Below are 18299 nucleotides of genomic sequence, written 5' to 3' on the forward strand. Positions count from 1 at the left end.
TGCTGCGGAGAATCCAAGCGACTTTTTGCCAGATATAGCCCTACTGAGTATTTATCAACTTGGAGAAGATTATGACTTTACCAGTGACAGTAACCTTTATGCTTGCTGATTGGATCATTAAAGGAATTGCAGATGGAACATTGGAAAGGGTTGGAGGTGTAATCCGAGAAGTAGGAAGTAAACATATCGTTACGTGGTTACGGGAGCAGGGATCTCCTACTGGAAATCAGTTAGGGGAAATTGGGCGAAGTATGCTATTAACTCAAGGAATTTTGCAGGTAACTAGTGCAGTCAGTATACTTAACATGGGTGTCTCAGTTATAGGCTTTGCTGTGATAGCACAACGCTTAAAAGAATTAGAGCAACGGCTACAACAAGCACAAAAACTGTTAAATCACATTAACCGTAAAATCGATCTTAGTTTCTATGCTAATTTTCGTGCTGCAATTGAATTAGCAACTAATGCCTTTACGATGACCAAAACTGAAAATCGTAGAAGTAGCGCACTACAAGCTATTAACCGCTTTTTAGAAGCAGAGCATATTTATACTGAATTTGCTGATATTGAAATTGAGCAAAAAAGCCAAATTGCTGATGAATATCTGCTGACTTTATCTTTAGCCTACTTAGCTGAAGCACGTTGTTATCTTGAATTAGAAGAACACGAAACAGCACTTCGCCGCTTCCAAGAAGGGTCAATAGTAATTCGTTCTCGTATTCAGAAATATGTTAAGCTTCTGCTTACTTTTAACCCAGCAGTATACTTACAGCCTCAGTTCAGAGGTCAGATTGATTTGCGGAGGCTAACCCGAATTTACCAATGGCTCGACCCAACTTTGAATGAAAATGCAGTCTTTGATATGCAACGTATGAATCTATTCATGTTGGCTAAAGATCCGAATAACGCGAAGTGGGTAGAATCGATACCAGCAGCAATTTGGGATTCTAAAGTAGATTGGGTAGGCAAAGCAATTTTGGATGATCCTAAGCCGCAGATTTATGCACGTCTTCCTAAAACTTTGGCTGTAGTTGAATCTATGATTGAAACCAATCTTCGTTTTGCAGCATATCAAACAGAATTACAAGCAATATCCCAATTAGGAATCAGCTTTTATGACTGGCTTAAATTAACTCCACCTACAGAAATTAAACCAGAGGGTGCAAAATTAATGTACATTATTCCATCTAAACCTTTAGAGTTACAGCCTTCCATGTGAACTAATTACAGGATTAAAGATGAATTAATCAAGGTTAATAAAGTCTCTGGGAGTAATAATCTGGTTTTGATATTCGACTAGGGTCTTGAGTGATAAAAGGTCTTGATCTCCTGTGATGAAAAATTCTGCATTGGCATCTTTAGCAAGTTCTAAAAATTTGTTGTCATCTGGATCTCTACAGGTGTTTATTTGAGATTTTATTTCTATAAATTGACTGTACTTTTTAACTATGTCCAAAAAATCTTGTCGGTCTTCATCTGAGATATATTTATCGAACTTACGTTTGTAAATTCGTGTGTTTAATTCTTGATAAGTTTCATCGCTTTGAGCAATTTTGAATTCTTTATAGACTTTATCTAGGGCTTTACGGGCTGTTCCATTAGGACTTAGAGCAGCACTAAGTAAAACATTTGTGTCAATGACAATTAGTTTATGATTCATCGGCAAGTAATTCTTCTAGAGTTTCTTCGGTTAATCCTTTGGCTTGAGCATTTCTGCCGATTCTGTCAAAAACACTAAGTAAATCTTCATCTTTATTATTTGAAGAGGTTTTCTTTATTTCTTGAATAAGTTGTTCTTGTTGTTGTGCGGGAAGTTGTAGGACAAGATTAAGAATTTGCTCGAAGGTTAGGGGGAGTTGATAGGTTTTTTGAGTCATGGTGAGTTCTAGAGTTAGGGCATAAAAACTTGTTAGCTTTTTTAATCAGGTTTGAGCCAGTTTTTTAGTTTTAAATCACGATTCCTCTATACCTTGGCGAATTGCATTATTTATATCCTCAAGAGTTTTAGGTTTTCCCTGATATCTTAAACAACCTGCTACATCATCTAATTTAGTTTTTGGAAAAATTTTCTTAGGCTTTAAAAGAATTCCATCACCCATATCAATAATAATAAATTCTTGACTACTTTCCATTGATGAGCTTCCCGCAAAGATTGGGGAATAATTACTTGTCCTTGGGGAGACAATTTTGTAATTTCCATTAACTTAAGAAGTAAAAAACTAAGAGTAATATAAAAATTTTAGCATTTTTGATTATCCCCATTTCTCCTCTTCCTCTGTATTCTTCGCGCGTCTACGTAAAAAAAGGACGAACCCAAAAGTTCGCCCGTAACATAGTATTATACTGTTGCTAAATCCAAACCAAAATCTAAATCTTCGCTTCTTCTCTCACCAACTTATCCCAACCTAAATCTTTCAAATTATTATTTCGACGCAACGGACGAGTCACCAACTCTAACATGTCACGCGCATTCGTAAAGCCGTGAATTTGAGCAAAAGTAAACTCCACAGACCATTTTGTATTAATACCCCGTGCTTCTAATGGGTTAGCGTGAGCCATACCAGTAATTACCAAATCTGGTTTCAACTCATAAATTCGCTGAAGTTGATTGTAATTATCCGGCTTCTCCACAATCCTTGGTAGGGGTGAATTCATTTCCTGGCAAGTTTTCTCCAACAGTGCTAACTCAGCAGCTTGATAGCGCTTATCCATGTATGGAATGCCGATTTCGTGAACAGTCATCCCACAACGGATTAAGAATCTTGCTTGGGAAATTTCCAGCAAGTTATCACCCATGAAGAATACAGACTTACCGCGAATCAGTTTCACATAATCTTCCAAGCCTGCCCAAATTTGTGCTTCGCGTTCATCCAAACCCTTGGGAGTAATACCAAACACCGAGCAGATTTTCTCAATCCAAGCGCGAGTGCCATCGGGGCCAATCGGGAAGGGTGCGCCAATGAGTTTACACTTGCGGCGGCGCATTAAAGTGGTAGCTGTACGGCTGAGGAAGGGGTTGACACCAGCGACATAATACCCTTCTTCCAGTACTGGCAATTCAGTGAAGCGCTTCGCGGGTAGCCAGCCGGAAACTTTGATACCTTGTTTCTTCAGTTCCAAGGTTAACTGAGTAACCACAGGGTCGGGAAGGGAGCCAAAGAGAACCAGTGGTGGATGATCGACGTATTCAGACTCATCTTGGGCGACATCTTCTTTCTTCTTACCAAAGTTGAGCAATTTAGCGATCGCATTGCGTTCACTTTTCTCTGTTTCCACCACCGGAGCCTTATCAGGACAACGGTTAGCCATTGCTGCTAATACGGTGTCTTCCCCTTGGGTGAAGGCGTAATCTAGACCATTTGCCCGCGCTACAACAATGGGAATCCCAATTTCGGATTCCAGTTTTGGTGCTAAACCTTCCAAATCGGTTTTGATAATTTCGGTAGTGCAAGTGCCAATCCAGACAATTACACTCGGATTGCGATCGCGTTTAATCTGCAAGCACAACCGCTTTAACTCTTCATAATCATTCAACTGTGCCGAAATATCGCCCTCTTCCAACTCTGCCATTGCATAGCGGGGTTCAGCAAAAATCATTACCCCCATCGCATTTTGCAGGAAGTAGCCACAAGTTTTTGTCCCAATCACCAAAAAGAAGCTATCTTCAATTTTTTGGTATAACCACGCCACGCAGCTAATTGGGCAAAAGGTATGGTAATTCCCGGTTTCACATTCAAAGTTTAAAGCTTCTGGTTGTTGAGCGACAGTCATTTTGGTTTTTTCTCCCCTTGATATTTAATGGCAGTTCCACCAATTTCAGATTTTAGATTGATAATTTTGGATTGAAGGCTGGGACAACAAAAGTATCCTCTGTCTAACGACAATTTCCCTAATTCCTCATCCAAAACCCCAAATCTAAACCTTAAAATTGCAAAGAACGGCAATAATTAAGCGTTGGGGAAGAGGCGGGCAATTTCTGATTCATCAAAAACGCCTGCTGGCAGTTCTTCCCCCAAAAAATCGTTATTTTCTTCAGCCTTTTGTAAAGCTGTTTCATCACCCCAGACATCTGACAACACGTCTTTAAACGCATTCTCATCTATCGGACTATCTCCAAGCGCCTCTTCTTCGTCTTCATCCAGCTTTATTTCCATTGCAGCTGTTGTATCGAAGGCAATTTCCCCAAACTCATCTGCTTCTAAACTAGAGCTTTGGAGAGACTCATCTTTTGATTTGTGTCCGTTGGTTAACGAAATATCGCCAAAGCCATTTTCTGTTTCCTCTAACTCGCTGATTCCCAGGCTTTCATCCTCAGAATCCACGATTGCGAACTCTTCAACTACCGCCACTGCTGCAAAGCCATTTGTATGAGCATGTGTCAATGTTTCATCTTCAGGCTTTTCATCAATGACAGCTGCTGCTTCTTCTACGTATTTCTCTACATCTGGGTTGACGACGAAGCGATTACCAAGAGCTAAATCTGGGTCAAAATGCAAATCCAGCACCTCAATTAGGGTATCGGCATCAGGATTAAGTTTGGCAAAGGGCAACATTAACTGCGCTAGCTTTGGCTCTAGGGCGTTAAGAACTCCCAGGATGAGGTAAGAAGGTGGTCGCTTCCCGCCATCAGGGGTGTACACCGATTCCACTTCCATGTGGAGGGTAATCCAGTCTCGATTATTCTGGAAAAATTGCAACCACTTTTGCTTTATTGAATCTGTAAAGCTGTGAAAGAATGCCATGTTATTGTCCCCCATCCTGAGAACTTGGTGATTTATACAATCATCAAGTCTAGTTCCTCTTCTGAATTAGGAACCTGGGGTTTACCCGGATTTAGATAAAAATCAGACAACAAAGAGAACAACTCACGATCTGGTGAATCATTAGGTACAACACCTTCGGGACGCGCTAGAATTTGGTCGGCGATGTTGAGATAGTAGTCGCAAACGTAGTCTAGGGAAGGATCTTGCTCTGCCATCTCAAACAAAGTCTTACCTTTCACACGGGAAACACGAATATCTTCAATTAAAGGTAAAACTTCCAAAACTGGCATGGGCACTGCTTCTATATATTTTTCAATCAAGTCGCGTTTGGAGGTGCGGTTGCCAATTAACCCAGCTAAACGCAGTGGGTGAGTTCTTGCTTTTTCGCGGACTGAAGCAGCGATCCGATTAGCAGCAAATAAAGCATCAAAGCCGTTGTCTGTAACGATCAGGCAGTAATCTGCATAGTTGAGTGGTGCTGCAAAACCACCGCAAACTACGTCACCCAGAACGTCAAAAAGAATTACATCGTACTCATCAAAGGCGTTGAGTTCTTTAAGTAATTTCACGGTTTCACCAACTACGTAGCCACCGCATCCAGCACCCGCAGGTGGGCCACCAGCTTCTACGCAATCCACACCGCCGTAGCCTTTGTAAATTACATCTTCCGGCCAGACATCTTCGTAGTGATAGTCCTTTTCTTGGAGGGTGTCGATAATTGTCGGAATCAAAAACCCAGTCAGGGTAAAGGTACTGTCATGTTTGGGGTCGCAACCAATTTGCAGCACTTTTTTGCCACGTTTAGCTAGGGCGACGGATATATTACAGCTAGTTGTGGATTTACCGATACCACCTTTTCCGTAGACTGCTAGTTTCACTGTTGTTTCCCTCTTATAGCTTTTTGTCAAACTTGTGGCTCAAACATTTGCCTTCACCTTTCCTGAGATGGCGATGCGTGAGGTCTGTTGATGTCATTATTGGGCAAATTACGTAGAAAAGAAAGTGGCTTCTAATCTGTAAAACGGTGTTATACGATGAATTAAACTTCAATTATGACTATTTGGGGTTTTATGAACCTTAAAGACTTTTAAAGCTCTAATAATAGTCAATAAAAAGTTTTTATTACTTATTTTTATAAAAATAGTTACAAAATAAAAAAATATAAAATTGGCTTTTTTGAATGCTTTTCATAGAATTAGCTGATGTTTTGACAACGTGTTTTCAAGGCATTGGGGCGCAGGGTCAAGGGGAAAGAGAGGTATATGCAGCCTGATGCTAGAAATACTACTGGAATTTGCGTTAGCGTAGCTCACCGAAGGTATCGCAGATAAATCCCCAATTTTCAGTCGGTAGCCAAGACCGTTTAATTGCTGCTTGAGAGTAAGTTAGTGTGATTTTGTAAAAAATTATTAATTTGCCAAATAATCAGACGGCAACCCACTAATGGGCATTCCCAGTCAGAGGCTGGGAACGAAGCAATAAAGCTAATTAGGACATTTCAGTTTCAAGTCCGTGGATTTCCTGTAATGTTTGCCAGCCAGCTTGCCACTGGGAGTTATCTTGTAATAATTTGGCATTCATCCAAAAACGGACTTTCGGATCGCAAGCAGCAACCATTTCGGCGTAAACCCACTTAGCCTGATTTTTCCGATTGACAACTTGGAAGTGCCGCCAGCCATCGACTTTTTGCTGTGCTGTCCACTTAGAACCAACTAGGTAAGGAAATTTTTGTTTTTTAGTCATTTGTTATTGGGCATGGGGCATTGGGCATTGGGCATTGGGCATTGGGCATTGGGTATGGGTATGGGTATGGGTATGGGTTATTCTTCTTGTTTCCCCATCTCTCCTAGTCACCAATCCCCAGCTAAGATGCGACCAAATCGCCGTTACGGGTAAACTTCTGGCAATGCAACTCACTATCTTGCTGGACACATAGCGAAAACCATCTAATATGGCTCCAGCAGGTGTTGATGTTGTTGGTAATTTTGCGCTTTTTCTTGGAAAGGCGTTGTCTTACGACTTCGTTAGGGCAAAGAATTTCTAACGTGCCTGTACCATCTTCGTAATTGACGATGCGAAATAGACAGTCTTGCAACATAGCACGGCTGCTGCTGTCAAAGAACCGCTTAAATCGCTGTAGCTTTTCTCCTTCAGTCATTTGGCTGATGGGTTTTATTTTCAAGAAATCTTCATCTTCAAAGTCAAAGTCATCATCTTCAAAGTCGTAGGGGTCAATCATTTTCCATTGGTGGGATCGCACAACGAGCTAATCATCGTTGTAAGTACTGCCATACAGCTTGATTTAATACAACTTCCGGTATTGCGTTAAGTGCAATGAGCAAGAATCGCCCATAGAAAATGGGAACTAAGGGAAAATACCACTTTTACAAGACGTGAACACCGATCTAGGCGATCGCTATCCTGTTCTTACAATATCTATTGAGAACAGAAATTTTCTTTACTTGGAGTTCTGGTGGTAGCCTGCGACAAGCCACTGCGTCTCTACGTTCCTGAAAAAGCCTATGCAACCTACTAATCCTAACCAATTTACAGAAAAAGCCTGGGAAGCGATCGCCCATACCCCGGATATTGTTAAACAATATCAACAACAGCAAATTGAAAGTGAACACCTGATGAAAGCGCTGCTAGAACAAGATGGTCTAGCAACTGGGATTCTTACCAAGGCAGGTGTTAACCTCCAAAAACTGCGCGATCGCACTGAGCAATTTTTCCAACGTCAGCCGAAAGTATCTGGTAATAGTACCTCAGTATACTTAGGACGGAGCTTAGATACACTTCTAGATCGAGCAGATGGATATCGCAAAGAGTTTCAAGATGAATATATTTCAATTGAACACTTATTGCTGGCTTACGCTAAAGATGACCGCTTTGGCAAAGCTTTATTTCAAGAGTTTGGTTTAGACGAAGGCAAACTCAAAAATATTATTAAACAAGTTCGTGGGAGCCAAAAAGTGACCGATCAAAATCCAGAAGGCAAATATGAAGCACTGGAAAAATACGGGCGTGACCTCACCGAAGCCGCGCGTAAAGGTCAACTCGATCCAGTAATTGGACGAGATGATGAGATTCGTCGCACTGTCCAAATTCTCTCTCGCCGCACCAAGAATAATCCTGTGCTAATTGGTGAACCAGGTGTTGGTAAAACTGCGATCGCTGAAGGATTAGCACAGCGCATTATCGCAGGTGATGTACCTCAATCGCTCAAAGACCGTAAGTTAATCGCTTTAGATATGGGTGCTTTGATTGCAGGGGCAAAATTCCGGGGTGAATTTGAAGAACGCCTGAAAGCAGTACTAAAAGAAGTTACTGAATCTGGCGGCAATATTGTTTTATTTATTGATGAAATTCATACCGTTGTCGGCGCTGGTGCAACTCAAGGTGCGATGGATGCTGGTAACTTATTAAAACCGATGTTGGCGCGGGGCGAATTGCGCTGTATTGGGGCAACAACCCTGGATGAATACCGCAAATATATCGAAAAAGATGCCGCACTAGAAAGACGGTTCCAACAGGTTTATGTCGATCAGCCTAGTGTAGAAGATAGTATTTCGATTTTGCGCGGGTTGAGAGAACGTTATGAAAACCACCACGGGGTGAAGATTTCTGATAGTGCTTTAGTTGCAGCAGCCGTATTGTCGAGTCGTTATATTAGCGATCGCTTCTTACCAGATAAAGCAATTGACTTGGTAGACGAAGCCGCCGCGAGATTAAAAATGGAGATTACCTCCAAACCAGAAGAACTCGACGAAATTGATCGCAAGATTCTGCAATTGGAAATGGAGAAGCTATCGCTGCAAAAAGAAAGCGATGCCGCTTCTCGCGAACGTCTAGGAAGACTGGAAAAAGAAATTGCCGATCTCAAAGAAGAACAAAAAACCCTGAATACTCAATGGCAGTCTGAAAAAGATATCATTGACAAAATTCAGTCGGTTAAAAAAGAGATTGAACGGGTCAACCTGGAGATTCAGCAAGCAGAACGCGACTACGACCTTAACCGCGCTGCGGAATTGAAATACGGCAATTTAACCAGTTTGCATCGTCAATTGGAAGCAGTAGAAGCTGAATTGGCAAGTACTCAAAGAAGTGGGAAATCACTGTTACGGGAAGAAGTCACAGAAGCTGATATTGCCGAAATTATTTCTAAATGGACAGGAATTCCGATCAGCAAGTTGGTGGAATCGGAGAAAGAGAAACTGCTGCATTTAGAAGATGAACTGCACCGCCGCGTAGTTGGACAAGAAGAAGCAGTCACAGCAGTAGCGGATGCAATTCAGCGATCGCGGGCTGGATTAGCCGATCCGAATCGTCCCATCGCTAGCTTTATTTTCCTTGGGCCTACGGGTGTGGGTAAAACCGAGTTGGCGAAAGCGCTGGCGGCGTATATGTTCGACAGTGAAGATGCGCTGGTGCGAATCGATATGTCGGAGTACATGGAGAAACACGCCGTCTCTCGCTTAATCGGTGCGCCTCCAGGATACGTGGGTTACGAAGAAGGCGGACAACTTACAGAAGCGATTCGTCGCCGTCCTTACTCAGTGATTCTCTTCGACGAAATCGAGAAAGCACACCCTGATGTCTTCAATATCTTCTTGCAAATTCTTGATGATGGTCGCGTCACTGATGCCCAAGGTCATAAGGTGGACTTCAAGAACGCTATTATCATTATGACCAGCAATATCGGTTCGCAGTATATTCTGGATGTCGCTGGGGATAACGCCCACTACGACGAAATGCGCCGTCGAGTCATGGAAGCGATGCGAAATAGCTTCCGTCCAGAGTTCCTGAACCGGATTGATGAAATTATCATCTTCCACGGTTTGGATAAGAAGGAATTGCGGCAAATTGTGCTGTTGCAAGTGGAAAGATTGCGGCAAAGATTGGGCGATCGCAAAATATCTCTCAAACTATCGGATGCTGCACTTGACTTTTTAGCAGAAGTAGGATATGACCCAGTGTATGGGGCGCGTCCACTGAAGCGGGCGATTCAGCGAGAGTTAGAAACTCAAATTGCTAAATCCATCTTGCGCGGCGAATTCAACGATGGCAACACCATCTTTGTTGATGTGCAAAACGAAAGGTTGTCGTTTAGTCGTTTACCAGTTGAAGTCTTTACCGGATAATTACACCTCACAAATCACACACAAAAACCCGTTTTCTGACAGAGAACGGGTTTTTGAATTATCTAGAGGTAAAGTGAAAATCCTATCAGCAATGCCTGAATTTTTTATTGAGTCTTACACATAACTTGTCGCATTTTACGCATATTTGCAGGCAACTCGAAATTCATCGCTTGTTGAATAAAAATAGATGGAATCGGAATTAGAGGTGTCGCTTGCACAGTATAAGCAAGTATTGTGCCATTACCACAATCTTTTAGTTCTAAATTGGCGTCAAAGTCCTCAAAAGTCCCATTTACCATGCGAAATTGGATTTGCTGCCCCAGCACTTCTACAACATTGAGGTAAATTTCTACTTGAGCCGTAAAAAAGAAGAAAGCTTTTTGTGCTGCTTGATACAGACGTTTGACTTCACCTTTATGTACTACCTCACTCTTGGTGATATCGGGAAAATATTGTACCCAGCGGGGATAATCAGTTAATTGCTGCCAAACGTGCGATCGCACCATCGGCAAATACATCCAGGCTGTCACTGAACCACCCGACATCTTGTGCGATCGCGTTTCTACCAAAATTTCACCCTGTACCAGCAACTTTTGCTTGTCTTGACTCCAAGCCATATCTGAACCTGCAATAATTGAATCTGATATATAAGACACAGACATAATGATTAAGTTACTCCTCAACTCATCCACCTAAATAGAGTTGAAACTACAAGCCATAAAACTTGATTTAGATCCAACCCATTATTAAATTAGTTCCAGTTTAATACTTATCTTTTCCAGAAAGGGTGATTTTTTGCTAATCATTTCAGTTACTTTACTGTAAAAACTGTGTTTCTTATCACAATTAACATAATTAATACTCAAGTGAGTTTTGTCAAAGTAATACTTGTAAATGAAAAACTGCGTTGTTAACAGCTAGAATGGCACAAACACGATTTAACATCAAGTACCTTACCCTAACGTTTGGATAGTATCTCTCGGTTTTTACGTGTTATTTATGATGAAACTGCAACTTCATCGTAACTTCATATTTTAATTATCAAAATCAAGTGTAATGTCTGTTGAGTTGAGAGGAAAATTAGGTGAGTCAATCTTCTTTAAATCGTAGATTAATCCAGATTTTTGGTATCCTTCTCGGCATTAGCGTCGCCGTCTGGGTACTGAGAGGTATTGGTATTCTCACTTTTATTCCAGGTGGAATTATTTGGTTACTGCTACTTGGGGCGATCGCGATCGGAATTATCAGTTACGCTCAAAGGACATGGTGGCGTTTTTAGTCATTTGTCATTTGTCATTGGTCATTGATCATTCGCCTAAGATACAAGAGTTTTTGGTACATACCTCGCCTCTTGTAGGTGAAAAAAATCAGGATATCGGACTAATTCCTACTACGCTCACAAGGGGCGTGGTTTCTCTTGGACTAATGACTTTGCGAAGCTGTTTGATTTTCATGCCGTAGTCTCGTTTAAGAATTGTAGCTTGCCTATTTTGACTCATTGCCAAAAGTATTTAATAGGGAAGCAATGCCAACAATTTACGAGGGGAAAGGAATATGGCAAAGTATAAATGTACTGTTTGCGGCTATATATATGACCCAGCAGAAGGCGATCCAGATAGCGACATAGCACCGGGAACAGCCTTTGAAGATATACCAGAAGATTGGTCGTGTCCAACTTGTGGTGCGACAAAAGACGACTTTGAACCTGATGAAGAGTGAAAATAACAGCTAGCCTAGAAAGTAGGTGCTGTAAAAGAGACATTTTTGAAATTGTTACCGTTACAAATTGTAGTTATTGGGGGTGGGGCGGCGGGATTTTTTGGCGCGATCGCTTGTGCTAAAGCCAATCCTGCTGCCCAAGTTACTTTACTCGAAGCCAGTCGTCAACCCCTAGCGAAAGTGCTAATTTCTGGTGGCGGACGCTGCAACGTCACTCACGCTTGCTTTGAACCGGAGGAGTTAGTGCAAAATTACCCCAGAGGTGCAAAAGCTTTGCGGGGTGCTTTGACTCGGTTTGGGCCTCAAGATACAGTAGCTTGGTTTGCTACTGGTGGAGTCTATCTCAAAACGGAAGCTGATGGCCGGATGTTTCCTGTCACCAATACTTCAGAAACCATTGTGGAATGTCTAATTAAAGCGGTGGCGACATCTGGGGTAAAACTTCGTATCGGTACGCATGTAACTTCGGTGAAACGAACCGCAGCAGACGGGGGGTTTGATATTCTTCTGAAGTCGGGAGAGACGATTAAATGCGATCGCCTACTTATGGCAACCGGTAGCAGCCTTGCAGGTTATAAAATTGTTCGAGAGTTAGGTCATCAAATTGAACCGCCAGTACCCTCGTTATTTACCTTCAACATTGTCGATCAAAAGCTGCGGGAATTGGCTGGAGTTAGCGTTAACCCTGCTCAATTACGCTTATCTGCGGGCGGAAAATCCCAATTGCAACAAACTGGGCCATTGCTAATTACCCACTGGGGTTTGAGTGGCCCGGCTGTTTTGAAGCTTTCTGCTTGGGGTGCGAGAGTTCTGCACGAAAGCCGCTATCAAGCCACATTATTGATTAATTGGCTGCCTAATTTGCACCAAGAACAAGTGCGAGAAAAAGTTTTAGCAGTTAAAGATGAATGGGGAAAGAAAGCGATCGCATTGCATCGTGGCGTCGATCTACCCCATCGTCTCTGGCAATATATCATTGCCCGTGTAGGCATTACTACAGAAGACCGTTGGGCAGAAATATCTAGTAAAACCTTAAATCAACTGGTGCAAGAACTTACTCAGGGACAATACTTAATCAACGGTAAAGGAGCCTTTAAAGAAGAATTTGTTACCTGTGGCGGCGTCAAGCTCAAAGAAGTCAACTTCAAGACGATGGAAAGTCGGTTAGTTCCTGGTCTTTATTTTGCCGGAGAAATCTTAGATATTGATGGCGTTACCGGTGGGTTTAACTTTCAAAGTGCTTGGACAACCGGGTATTTAGCAGGAGTGGCAATGGCGACTAGCCACGAATAATCTGCCGATCCAAAATTGATGGAATTGGAGTGACACAAAGACGCGGAGATTTTTCTCTGTGTTAACCCGAACCCATTTACCATTTCTTTAGGAACAAGCGATCGCTACTTAACTATATTTACTTATCAAAATTCTTACTAATCCTCCAGCATTTCCCACCTTGCCACTCTATATTCACACCAGCCACCCTAGAGAAGACAAATTTTTCCGGGTGTATTACTTTTTTCATAAAAAATGTATGAATACTGATAAAAATGCTGCGTCTGAAATTATGTTGCAGGGAAGCCAGTATATGCTACATGGCTTTCCAGTGCTTGGTATTCCTGATGAAGAGCGTGCTGTAAAATACTTCAGCCTCAATCCATTTCTGCCAAACGCCCAGAATCGTTGTCCGATTGAATGTGCCTATTGTGTCTGTCATCAAGACCGTGAATGGCATCATTATCCACAAAACTTTCAGGATGTCTCAGCTCCAGTTAACCTGCTCGATCTTTTGCTAGACTACATTTTTGCTACCCCGGAAGGACAAAAGGGCTTTCCAATTTCACTATGCGATTACTCTGACCCTTTTATTCCAGCCCATCGAGAACGTGTACTATCAATTCTGGATGCACTGATTGACCGGAAAGCCGCCAATATCGTCTACATCACCACCAAAGTCCATCCCGGTCAATCTTTTCTAGAAAGCCTCAAAACAACTTTAGAGCGTCCTCATTCACTTCGAGTCACTGTCTTTGTTAGTCTACCACCCTTGAAACCAGGCTATGAGCAAGCCTCAATTCAGAGTCGGGTAGAGTTGTTGCAAGATTTAGTAAACCTTGGTATACCCTGTTGTTGGTATCTGCGTCCACTGGTTGAAGAGTGGTTTGATGAAGCTTTAATGTGGCAATTAGCACGTACATTATTGCCTCATGTTTCCCGTCACGTTATTTTATCTGGGCTTGTAATGTCTGAAGAGATTGAAGCGAGTCTGTTAAAACAGGAATTAATCGTTCCAGAATGGGATCGTACACAACCAGGACGTAAGCAATACTTGTCATTGGAATTCGAGTCAAAACTGCGCTCAATTCTCAGCACTGTTGCTAGCAAGCAAAATATTTCTCTCGGCCCAGTGATGGGACATCGGCTATGCGGTACTAACGGCAATCATGCCTATGGCTGCTTGATTTGCGCTAAACAAAACCGTTATTGCCAGCTTTTTCAACTTCATCACTATGGTGAAACGATCGCTACCGAAGATAATCAACGCCTCAAGACGCTATTGAGACAAGATTCAGTGAAAGTAAGCTCACGAGAGCCATCAACAGAAGAATGTCAGTAAAGTAATCCAACCTGAAGTGAATTTAGGAACAGTCTGATTGTTTCATCACTATGCGTCTATAAAATTATTGTATTGGAGCATAAAGAGGGAAAATTATCTTGCGATTGTAGATCAATTTTGAACACACCCAACAATGAAATTCAGCGAAATCCTCCGTCTATTTGGTGACGCGGCCACCAATCATAGCCTGACTAGCAACCCAGACCAAGACCCAGAAATTACAGGGGTAGCAGCCATTGATGAAGCTACCAACGGTACGATCGGTTACGTAGAAAGTGCAAAATTTAAATCTTTTGTTGGCAATACCAATGCTAGTGCTTTAATTTTGCCCCAAGACGAAAAATTACAAGCGCTTGCACAAGAAAGGGGTATTGTCTGGCTAGCGACCCCAGATCCGCGATTATTGTTTGCCAAAGCGATCGCACTTTTTTATCAACCATATCGCCCTACCCCAGAAATTCATCCCACCGCTGTGATTCACTCCACCGCAAAAGTTGGTAGTGATGTTTATATTGGCCCCCATGCTGTGATTCAACAAGGGGTAGAAATTGGTAACGGTGCAATCATTCATCCCAATGTAGTGATTTATCCAGATGCCAAAATAGGCGATCGCACCACCTTACACGCCAACTGTACCATCCACGAACGCACCCGCATCGGTGCAGATTGCGTCATTCACAGTGGTGCTGTCATTGGTGCAGAAGGCTTTGGTTTTGTTCCTACCCGTACTGGTTGGTTCAAAATGGAACAATCAGGCTATACAGTCTTAGAAGATGGCGTGGAAGTTGGCTGCAACACTGGCATTGACCGCCCAGCAGTCGGAGAAACACGGGTAGGTCGCAATACAGTAATAGATAGCTTAGTGCAAATAGGTCATGGTTGCCAAATCGGTTCTGGTTGTGCGATCGCAGGTCAGGTTGGCATGGCGGGAGGGGTTAAACTGGGAAATCGCGTTATTTTAGCTGGACAAACAGGAATAGTCAATCAAGTGAAGATGGGAGATGGGGCGATGACATCTGCTCAAACTGGAATTCACAACGATGTTGCACCAGGAGAAATTGTCTGCGGAACTCCAGCCCTTCCTTACAAACTATATCTCAAGGTATCTGCTGTTTATGGTCGCCTGCCAGATATGTATCAATCGCTCAAACAATTGCAACGTCAATTCAAAAATAGCAATGAATAAGCTGAAAGTTATCTAAATTACATAACCAAATTCAAAATAACTCTTGTGGGGCGTGAATCTTTCACGTCCTATTCTGTATTCTTATTCCAGAGGATTTTGTTTTTATTCTTATTGACAGATGACAAATAAAAGTTGCTTATATAATTCTTATACAAACTTTAGAAATTATAGAAAAAAGTAAAGATTTAGTTAATGATATTTTTTTTATTTGCTTAGAAAAAAATAAAACACTAGAATTTTTATGAGGACAAAGTACGAACTTGTACTGAATTCTTTTATCAAAGAGGGTAATAAATTAGTCAAAATAATTGTGCGTACAGTTCAATTAACCAAAAACAAAAATTTTTCAAACGCATTCTAGTTAAAGTTTAGCCTCAATTGTTGAAGATAATCTCAATTTTCAAGCTGATCCTAACCGAAATAAGGATTTGCAAATAACTTGGGAAGTATGGTTACAAAGGGTATGCACATTTTACTATGTAAACTTGCCTCAGTAATTGTCCATTATTCGCATCCAATCAGTCAATCAAGTAACTGAAGTGAGTTCACTTTGTTAATAAGCATTTGCAAACATCCTCTGAAACATAGTTGCAAGGAGTATGCATTTTTTGCTATGCAAGCTGCGTGAATAATTGTCTAGATATTCACGCCAAATTAGACAATCAAGCATCAACAACAACCCACTTATCTCCTAGAATAATGACTGCAATTCTTTCTTTGGATACTAAGATATCAAACCAATTACAGCAAGTTTTGTTAGAACTCACGACTGTACAAGATTTGTCTCTACATCCCTTCGTTCAACGCTTTGCCAAGGGAGAATTTTCACAAGATGCAATCCGCCAGTTTGCTATGAAAATGCTACCTGGCTCAAACAGATTCAATATGGCATTTCTGAAAGTTGCGTCAAAAATGGATAGTTACCATGCTAGAACTATTATGCTAGAAAATGCATTTACAGAGCATGGAGAACTCAACCCAGACTTTGCTCATGTAGCACTTTTTATGCGTTTTATGAAAGGTATTGATTGTCCTAAAATTGATATCAATGCCGATGATGGAGCGTTTCTCATTCCGGCATTACGCTTTAAGAAATTTGAATTTTGTGATGATGAACCTATAGTACGCTCTTTAGGAAGATTTGCAGCAATTGAGCAAGTCTTACCTGGAATTTTCATCAAATATATCGAAGGAATTCGTAAGATATTTAAAGGGATTGATGACCATACCATCGAATATTTTCATCTTCACTGTCACTTAGATCCAGAACATACAGACGAATTGATTCAAGTGGCCCAAATTTATACCAAGTCTGAGAAAGATGTTGAACTCTTCCGTGAAGGAGTTGAAGATATGGTTAAATCAATTGGTGATATGTTTTCTTGGATGGATGAAAACATCGAAAAAGAAGCGTTAACTTTACGAAGCTAATACCAAAGCAATTCTCAAAATTAGAGTTTAATTAAAATTATCCAAAATTACCAGTCTTATATATTGTAAGTTGGTTAATTTTGGAAATTTTTTTATCAAAACATGTACGGCGTAAATCTAGCTAACATTTAAATTATTGGACTTCGGACAAATAAAAGTACACGAATACTGTTAATCGTCCAAAGTCCAATCAATTAACCAGACAAGGGACTTAAGCCCCTTGTAATCCATAAACTAAAATCCTAATTTTTCCAACACTGGCTTTGTAGAAACAATGTGACGGTCTAAACCCAGTTCTTTTGGACTAACCCCAAGTGCCAAAGCAATCAACTGGGGTAAATGCAACACTGGTAAACCTAGCTTTTGTTCAATCACCTTTTCTACCTCTGGCTGACGCGAATCTAAATTTAAGTGGCACAGAGGACAAGGCGTAACTATACAGTCAGCACCAGATGCTAAAGCGTCCTGAATATGCATCCCTGCCATCTTGAAAGATTGGGTAGTGGCATAACTAGAAAGCGGCCAACCACAACATTGTGTCCGCCCTCGGTAATAAATTGGTGTTGCACCCACCGCCCGAAACATATTTTCCATCGCTTCCGGTTGGAAAGGGTCGTCATAAGGCATAGATTTTTGGGCGCGGAGGAGATAACAGCCATAAAAAGCCGCACATTTTAATCCAGTTAACTTCCGGGTGACACGTTTGGTAATTTCCTCTAAACCGTAATCTGTTACTAAGGCGTAAAGAAGATGTTTAACGTCAGTACTGCCGCGATAAGGCGAACAGCCTTCTTTATGTAGCAAGCCATTAACTTGTTCAATGTAAACAGGATTAGTTGTCTGGCATTCCTTCAGATGTTCGTTGACGTGACCGATAACACCTTGACAAGTGCTGCAATGGGTAAGTAAGGGCAAATTTAATTCTTCTGCTAGGGCAATATTTCTGGCGTTAACTGTATCTTCTAGCAGTTGCGAATCTTCTTTAAATGTGCCAGAACCACAGCAAGCAGCTTTTTTAAGTTCAACTAGTTCAATGCCCAGTGCTTGGGTAAGCGCTTGAGTTGATTGGTAAAGTTCCCGACAGGCCCCTTGAGCAACACAACCGGGGAAGTAAGCGTATTTCAGTGTCTGAGGTAGCATAGAAGTATGTTTGGGTTAGAGCGATCGCTCTAAACAATAACTGTTTTATCATTCCCTTGTTAGCACCAAAGTTCTGATCTGATGTTTGACGTTTAGCTACCCTTTAACCTAGACAGTTAGGGGTCGCGGCATCTACATATTCTTAACTGCTAGCAAGGCTGTAAATACTGATCGAGACATTGTAAAAAATTTTAGCAATAATTGGAAAACCAAAGCATTTACACGGTATTGGGGATGGCGTAGCACGCTCTACTGCTCAAGTGTTCCTAGAAAACTTACCTCATTTATTTTAGGAATGGGAGAGGTT

17 protein-coding genes and 1 pseudogene are annotated in these 18299 nt (G+C 41.5%); 8 read left to right on the plus strand and 10 right to left on the minus strand.

The features are described 5' to 3' along the window. Positions 1 to 71 precede the first annotated feature (71 nt). Complete coding sequence (locus HWQ40_RS02705) at positions 72 to 1217, plus strand: hypothetical protein (protein ID WP_292774816.1); 1146 nt, start codon at positions 72 to 74, stop codon at positions 1215 to 1217. 24 nt (positions 1218 to 1241) lie between these two features. Here HWQ40_RS02705 and HWQ40_RS02710 read toward each other — a convergent pair whose 3' ends face one another. From HWQ40_RS02710 to HWQ40_RS02745, 8 genes and pseudogenes are all read right to left on the minus strand, one after another. Next, positions 1242 to 1658: a putative toxin-antitoxin system toxin component, PIN family gene (locus tag HWQ40_RS02710; RefSeq protein ID WP_292774817.1), complete on the minus strand. Its 417-nt coding sequence runs from the start codon at positions 1656 to 1658 to the stop codon at positions 1242 to 1244. Then, on the minus strand, positions 1648 to 1875 hold the full coding sequence (locus tag HWQ40_RS02715; RefSeq protein ID WP_292774818.1) for a hypothetical protein: 228 nt from the start codon (positions 1873 to 1875) through the stop codon (positions 1648 to 1650). Before HWQ40_RS02715 ends, HWQ40_RS02710 begins: the two co-directional genes overlap by 11 nt. 75 nt (positions 1876 to 1950) lie before the next feature. Beyond that, positions 1951 to 2198: pseudogene (locus tag HWQ40_RS02720) on the minus strand (AbrB/MazE/SpoVT family DNA-binding domain-containing protein). 167 nt (positions 2199 to 2365) lie between these two features. Then, complete coding sequence (locus HWQ40_RS02725; RefSeq protein ID WP_292774819.1) at positions 2366 to 3769, minus strand: ferredoxin:protochlorophyllide reductase (ATP-dependent) subunit N; 1404 nt, start codon at positions 3767 to 3769, stop codon at positions 2366 to 2368. A gap of 176 nt (positions 3770 to 3945) precedes the next feature. Beyond that, the gene (locus tag HWQ40_RS02730) at positions 3946 to 4740 is read right to left on the minus strand and encodes a DUF5331 domain-containing protein (RefSeq protein ID WP_292774820.1); all 795 of its coding nucleotides are present in this window, start codon (positions 4738 to 4740) and stop codon (positions 3946 to 3948) included. A 32-nt stretch (positions 4741 to 4772) separates the two neighbouring features. After that, complete coding sequence (gene bchL / locus HWQ40_RS02735) at positions 4773 to 5639, minus strand: ferredoxin:protochlorophyllide reductase (ATP-dependent) iron-sulfur ATP-binding protein (protein ID WP_292774821.1); 867 nt, start codon at positions 5637 to 5639, stop codon at positions 4773 to 4775. Between the two features lie 610 nt (positions 5640 to 6249). After that, positions 6250 to 6504 (minus strand): TIGR02450 family Trp-rich protein, encoded by a 255-nt coding sequence (locus HWQ40_RS02740; protein ID WP_292774822.1) that lies wholly within the window; start codon positions 6502 to 6504, stop codon positions 6250 to 6252. A gap of 121 nt (positions 6505 to 6625) precedes the next feature. Next, positions 6626 to 7021: a hypothetical protein gene (locus tag HWQ40_RS02745; protein ID WP_292774827.1), complete on the minus strand. Its 396-nt coding sequence runs from the start codon at positions 7019 to 7021 to the stop codon at positions 6626 to 6628. 262 nt (positions 7022 to 7283) lie between these two features. Here HWQ40_RS02745 and clpB point away from each other — a divergent pair, with 262 nt between their 5' ends. Next, entirely contained in the window at positions 7284 to 9902 is a 2619-nt protein-coding gene (gene clpB, locus HWQ40_RS02750; RefSeq protein WP_292774828.1) for an ATP-dependent chaperone ClpB, read from the plus strand. A 104-nt stretch (positions 9903 to 10006) separates the two neighbouring features. Here the strand turns inward: clpB and HWQ40_RS02755 are convergent, their stop codons facing one another. Continuing rightward, positions 10007 to 10564 (minus strand): SRPBCC family protein, encoded by a 558-nt coding sequence (locus HWQ40_RS02755; protein WP_292774830.1) that lies wholly within the window; start codon positions 10562 to 10564, stop codon positions 10007 to 10009. 422 nt (positions 10565 to 10986) lie between these two features. Here HWQ40_RS02755 and HWQ40_RS02760 point away from each other — a divergent pair, with 422 nt between their 5' ends. The 6 genes from HWQ40_RS02760 to HWQ40_RS02785 all read left to right on the plus strand — a co-directional run bounded on the left by HWQ40_RS02760 (position 10987) and on the right by HWQ40_RS02785 (position 16852). Next, complete coding sequence (locus HWQ40_RS02760; protein ID WP_289799327.1) at positions 10987 to 11181, plus strand: hypothetical protein; 195 nt, start codon at positions 10987 to 10989, stop codon at positions 11179 to 11181. Between the two features lie 275 nt (positions 11182 to 11456). Then, entirely contained in the window at positions 11457 to 11621 is a 165-nt protein-coding gene (gene rd / locus HWQ40_RS02765; protein WP_292774831.1) for a rubredoxin, read from the plus strand. Positions 11622 to 11672: 51 nt separating this feature from the next. After that, entirely contained in the window at positions 11673 to 12914 is a 1242-nt protein-coding gene (locus HWQ40_RS02770; protein ID WP_292774938.1) for an NAD(P)/FAD-dependent oxidoreductase, read from the plus strand. 238 nt (positions 12915 to 13152) lie between these two features. Next, positions 13153 to 14235 (plus strand): hypothetical protein, encoded by a 1083-nt coding sequence (locus HWQ40_RS02775; protein WP_292774832.1) that lies wholly within the window; start codon positions 13153 to 13155, stop codon positions 14233 to 14235. Positions 14236 to 14368: 133 nt separating this feature from the next. Further along, positions 14369 to 15421, plus strand: a complete 1053-nt coding sequence (lpxD, locus tag HWQ40_RS02780) for a UDP-3-O-(3-hydroxymyristoyl)glucosamine N-acyltransferase (protein WP_292774834.1) — start codon at positions 14369 to 14371, stop codon at positions 15419 to 15421. 699 nt (positions 15422 to 16120) lie between these two features. Then, positions 16121 to 16852, plus strand: a complete 732-nt coding sequence (locus HWQ40_RS02785; protein ID WP_292774836.1) for an iron-containing redox enzyme family protein — start codon at positions 16121 to 16123, stop codon at positions 16850 to 16852. 234 nt (positions 16853 to 17086) lie between these two features. On the opposite strand, the gene HWQ40_RS02790 is transcribed toward HWQ40_RS02785, so the two are convergent. Next, positions 17087 to 17992, minus strand: coding sequence for a CoB--CoM heterodisulfide reductase iron-sulfur subunit B family protein (locus HWQ40_RS02790; RefSeq protein WP_292774837.1), 906 nt, complete (start codon positions 17990 to 17992; stop codon positions 17087 to 17089). Positions 17993 to 18299: the final 307 nt, after the last annotated feature.

Origin of the sequence: Nostoc sp. NMS9 (assembly GCF_017114995.1) — a bacterium.
GTDB lineage: Bacteria > Cyanobacteriota > Cyanobacteriia > Cyanobacteriales > Nostocaceae > Nostoc.

Excerpts from the sequence above, each read along its gene's own strand:
- HWQ40_RS02705 (WP_292774816.1), top strand. The coding sequence starts at position 72 with ATGACTTTACCAGTGACAGTAACCTTTATGCTTGCTGATTGGATCATT.
- HWQ40_RS02710 (WP_292774817.1), bottom strand. The coding sequence starts at position 1,658 with ATGAATCATAAACTAATTGTCATTGACACAAATGTTTTACTTAGTGCT.
- HWQ40_RS02715 (WP_292774818.1), bottom strand. The coding sequence starts at position 1,875 with ATGACTCAAAAAACCTATCAACTCCCCCTAACCTTCGAGCAAATTCTT.
- HWQ40_RS02725 (WP_292774819.1), bottom strand. The coding sequence starts at position 3,769 with ATGACTGTCGCTCAACAACCAGAAGCTTTAAACTTTGAATGTGAAACC.
- HWQ40_RS02730 (WP_292774820.1), bottom strand. The coding sequence starts at position 4,740 with ATGGCATTCTTTCACAGCTTTACAGATTCAATAAAGCAAAAGTGGTTG.
- HWQ40_RS02740 (WP_292774822.1), bottom strand. The coding sequence starts at position 6,504 with ATGACTAAAAAACAAAAATTTCCTTACCTAGTTGGTTCTAAGTGGACA.
- clpB (WP_292774828.1), top strand. The coding sequence starts at position 7,284 with ATGCAACCTACTAATCCTAACCAATTTACAGAAAAAGCCTGGGAAGCG.
- HWQ40_RS02755 (WP_292774830.1), bottom strand. The coding sequence starts at position 10,564 with ATGTCTGTGTCTTATATATCAGATTCAATTATTGCAGGTTCAGATATG.
- rd (WP_292774831.1), top strand. The coding sequence starts at position 11,457 with ATGGCAAAGTATAAATGTACTGTTTGCGGCTATATATATGACCCAGCA.
- HWQ40_RS02775 (WP_292774832.1), top strand. The coding sequence starts at position 13,153 with ATGAATACTGATAAAAATGCTGCGTCTGAAATTATGTTGCAGGGAAGC.
- lpxD (WP_292774834.1), top strand. The coding sequence starts at position 14,369 with ATGAAATTCAGCGAAATCCTCCGTCTATTTGGTGACGCGGCCACCAAT.
- HWQ40_RS02785 (WP_292774836.1), top strand. The coding sequence starts at position 16,121 with ATGACTGCAATTCTTTCTTTGGATACTAAGATATCAAACCAATTACAG.
- HWQ40_RS02790 (WP_292774837.1), bottom strand. The coding sequence starts at position 17,992 with ATGCTACCTCAGACACTGAAATACGCTTACTTCCCCGGTTGTGTTGCT.